The sequence below is a fragment of the Burkholderiales bacterium genome, assembly GCA_013695435.1.
In the GTDB taxonomy this organism is placed as follows: Bacteria; Pseudomonadota; Gammaproteobacteria; order Burkholderiales; family JACMKV01; genus JACMKV01.
Genome location: JACDAM010000014.1, coordinates 1 through 2,683, shown reverse-complemented (window position 1 = coordinate 2,683; position 2,683 = coordinate 1). Strand labels below are relative to the sequence as shown.

At 59.7% G+C, this 2,683-nt stretch carries 6 protein-coding genes; 5 read left to right on the top strand and 1 reads right to left on the bottom strand.

Annotated features, from left to right (window positions below; translation table 11 throughout):
* On the bottom strand, positions 1-210 hold a 210-nt coding region (locus H0V78_00845), incomplete at its 3' end, for a hypothetical protein (GenBank protein ID MBA2350368.1).
* A gap of 38 nt (positions 211-248) precedes the next feature.
* Between H0V78_00845 and H0V78_00840 the strand changes: the two genes are divergently transcribed.
* The 5 genes from H0V78_00840 to H0V78_00820 all read left to right on the top strand — a co-directional run.
* Positions 249-548 carry a hypothetical protein gene (locus tag H0V78_00840; GenBank protein MBA2350367.1) on the top strand — a complete coding sequence of 100 codons (300 nt, stop codon included), beginning with the start codon at positions 249-251 and terminating at the stop codon, positions 546-548.
* 187 nt (positions 549-735) lie between these two features.
* Positions 736-1,023 (top strand): hypothetical protein, encoded by a 288-nt coding sequence (locus H0V78_00835; protein MBA2350366.1) that lies wholly within the window; start codon positions 736-738, stop codon positions 1,021-1,023.
* Between the two features lie 377 nt (positions 1,024-1,400).
* Complete coding sequence (locus H0V78_00830) at positions 1,401-1,826, top strand: hypothetical protein (protein ID MBA2350365.1); 426 nt, start codon at positions 1,401-1,403, stop codon at positions 1,824-1,826.
* The gene (locus H0V78_00825; protein MBA2350364.1) at positions 1,823-2,416 is read left to right on the top strand and encodes a response regulator transcription factor; all 594 of its coding nucleotides are present in this window, start codon (positions 1,823-1,825) and stop codon (positions 2,414-2,416) included. The genes H0V78_00830 and H0V78_00825 overlap by 4 nt, the downstream gene beginning before the upstream one ends.
* Before the next feature lie 39 nt (positions 2,417-2,455).
* The coding region (locus H0V78_00820; GenBank protein ID MBA2350363.1) for a hypothetical protein at positions 2,456-2,683 on the top strand (228 nt) is incomplete at its 3' end.

Sequence of the window (2,683 nt, the reverse complement as noted above, 5' to 3'; positions counted from 1 at the left end):
CTCGTGATCAGCAACGCGCTGCCCATCATGCAGGAGCTGACCGGGCTCAGCCCGAAGATCGTCGCCGCGACCTTCGGCGCTTTGTGCCTGTTCAATGCGCTCGGACGATTTTTCTGGGGTGCGGTATCGGATCATATCGGGCGCGGCCGCGCGTTCGCGCTGATCTTCGGCATCCAGGCCGGCGTGTTCGCGCTGCTCGGGCAGCTGCACGCGTTACCCGCGGTCGCTATCGCCTCTATGCCGTCGTCTTGCTCTGCTTCGGCGGCGGCTTCGGCACCATGCCCTCGTTCAACGCCGATTATTTCGGCACCCGGCACATTGGCGCCAACTACGGCGCGATCCTCACGGCGTGGGGAGTCGCCGGGCTCGTCGGCCCGCTGTTCGCGGCGAAGGTCAAAGACGCGACCGGATCGTTCAGCGGCGCGCTCCCCGTGGTCGCGGTCATGCTGCTGATAGCGATGGTTTTGCCAATGATTATCAGGAAGCCCGAACCGGGAACGCAATCGAGTCTACACGGCGCGCTGCCCGCGAAATCCGGAACGACCTGATCGCGTCTCAAAGCAGGGCTAGATGATGCAAAAAACGAACTGTCCGTCTTCGAAAGCGCGCGGTCCGGCGTAAATATTCCACAAGCTTTTAGTGCAGTTCTCCAGCGCAGCGCGCAGCGTCGCTGCCTAAAGTGGTTTTGCCGATCCCGGCCGGGATCGCCCAAGCCCACTTCCAAAGGAGAGCATCATGCGACTCGTTTACAGAAACAATCAGTCGAACCCCGTCCCCGGCGCCTCGTTGCCGAAAGCGATCAAGCTGGCCGCTACCTACACTTGTCAGGCCGCGATTCTGGTGTTCGCCGTGATCGGCGTTTTTTATCTGGCAGAAGCGAGGATGACTCACGATTCGTCGGCCGCTGTTGCTGTTGTCGAAGAAAAGCCGGCCGCGATCGGTCCGGCCATTGAGTTTCCATATTTCCCGGATCAGTTCGTGAACCAGGGAACGTTGCCGGACGAGCCGGTCGCACAGTTCTGACGAAAGCGGATTGCAGCACGCGCCGTGTATGCAGTGCAATGCTTTTGCTTACAGGCTTGTGCAGCTTTCGAGAGTCGCCAGCGCGTCGAGAAATCGTGCGTCTTTCGTTCAAAACGGGGATTGCAGAATCGCCTGCTATCCCCGTTCTCTTCGTCCAGTGCCATCCCCCGGTATGGCAAAAATCCAGTAGGTGAGAACGTCATTATCCTGCGCTTCGAAACGGGAATATTTCACAGGATCGCCGGGCAATAGTGCATCGAATGAATCTCCACGCTTACGTAAATTGGGAAGCAACAAGACCGGAAAAACAAACCGGGCTTGTCGAAACTGCCTCGACGGCTTCACGGGCAGTTCACTACTTCCATAGGAGGTTCATCATGTTCAGCAAACGCATCAAACCCGGGCAGATCGCGATCCGCGCGATCCTCGTTACGTCGCTGTTGGCAGTTTCGTCGGCAAATGCGGCGGACTTTGTTTCTCACCAGAGCGCGTTCTCGGATGGCTCGCCATACCCTGGAGTTTCCAGCCCGCAAAGCGACGCGCGCAGCGACCAGGGTGTTGCGCACGATCGCTGGCTCGAGCAGCAACTGACAGTGAGCGACGGCTCGTCGTTCGGCACTGTCGCGTCTGTGCCGACCAGAGGCCATATCCGCGTTCCGCCGATTCGCTACGCCAGCCGCGAAGCCGACGCAGAGCGCGCGACCGACACGAACGTTGCGGCGGTCTTCGGGACGGGGGCGCTCACGCCCGATCAAAACGATCTGCAAAGCCAGTTGCGGATCTCCGACGGTGCGACTGAATGAGGGGAGATAGAGCGGCGCTCGACTTTCGTTCGCCGCTCTATCTGAATTGCCGCAAGAAAAAATGCGGGATGGCGACCACATCGGCGCGCCGCTCGCCAGCAAAATTCTCTGGAATGGAGGCATTGGAAATGGAAATGCATTTGAACAAGTACCTGCTGGAAATCGCACGACCACACCCTGCCGATTCCCGGCGTATGGCGAGTGCGGAAAAGCCGGCGGAGGCAAACGATCTCACCGGCAAACACGCGGATGCCGTTACCGATCTGACCCGCCGGCAACTGCAGGTGCTCGCGCTATTGGCAAAAGGCAAGCCCAACAAGACCATTGCGAATGTTCTCGGTATTGCCGAAGGTACCGTCAAAATTCATTTGACTGCCATTTTCAAGGCGCTCAGAGTACAGAATCGAAGCCAGGCTGCGGTCGCTGCGGTGACCGCCGCTTTGCGGCCGGATGCCCCGGAAACGATGACTCGGGGCAGCCCCCGCGGCTCGCCGGGACGGCATCCTTTTGATAATACCGGGCGCGCGCGTAGAGTTTCGCTGCTTTTTCCCGGACCGGTTTTGAGAACGGCGCGGGATGCGGACTTTTAGAATCGCGCCGAGGCACTCTTAAACACGCATCCGTCGGGCATGCGGGACAATGGCGCAATATTCAAGGGCATCAAGCTCGGAGTCCTGACTGGCCTCCTTGGGGTGTTGTTGAGTGCGACGCCGCTCGGCGTCGATTTCGAGGAAGAGCTTGGGCTGCGCTGGCTGTTCCTGATCAGGGGTGCCAGGCCTGCGCCCGCGCAGGTGATGGTCATCGCGATCGATCGCGAATCCTCCGAGCGCCTCGGCTTTGCCAACGATCCCGGTAAA

Bases quoted from the DNA above. Each gene is read 5' to 3' on its own strand.
- H0V78_00835 (MBA2350366.1), top strand. From the start codon at position 736: ATGCGACTCGTTTACAGAAACAATCAGTCGAACCCCGTCCCCGGCGCC.
- H0V78_00830 (MBA2350365.1), top strand. From the start codon at position 1,401: ATGTTCAGCAAACGCATCAAACCCGGGCAGATCGCGATCCGCGCGATC.
- H0V78_00825 (MBA2350364.1), top strand. From the start codon at position 1,823: ATGAGGGGAGATAGAGCGGCGCTCGACTTTCGTTCGCCGCTCTATCTG.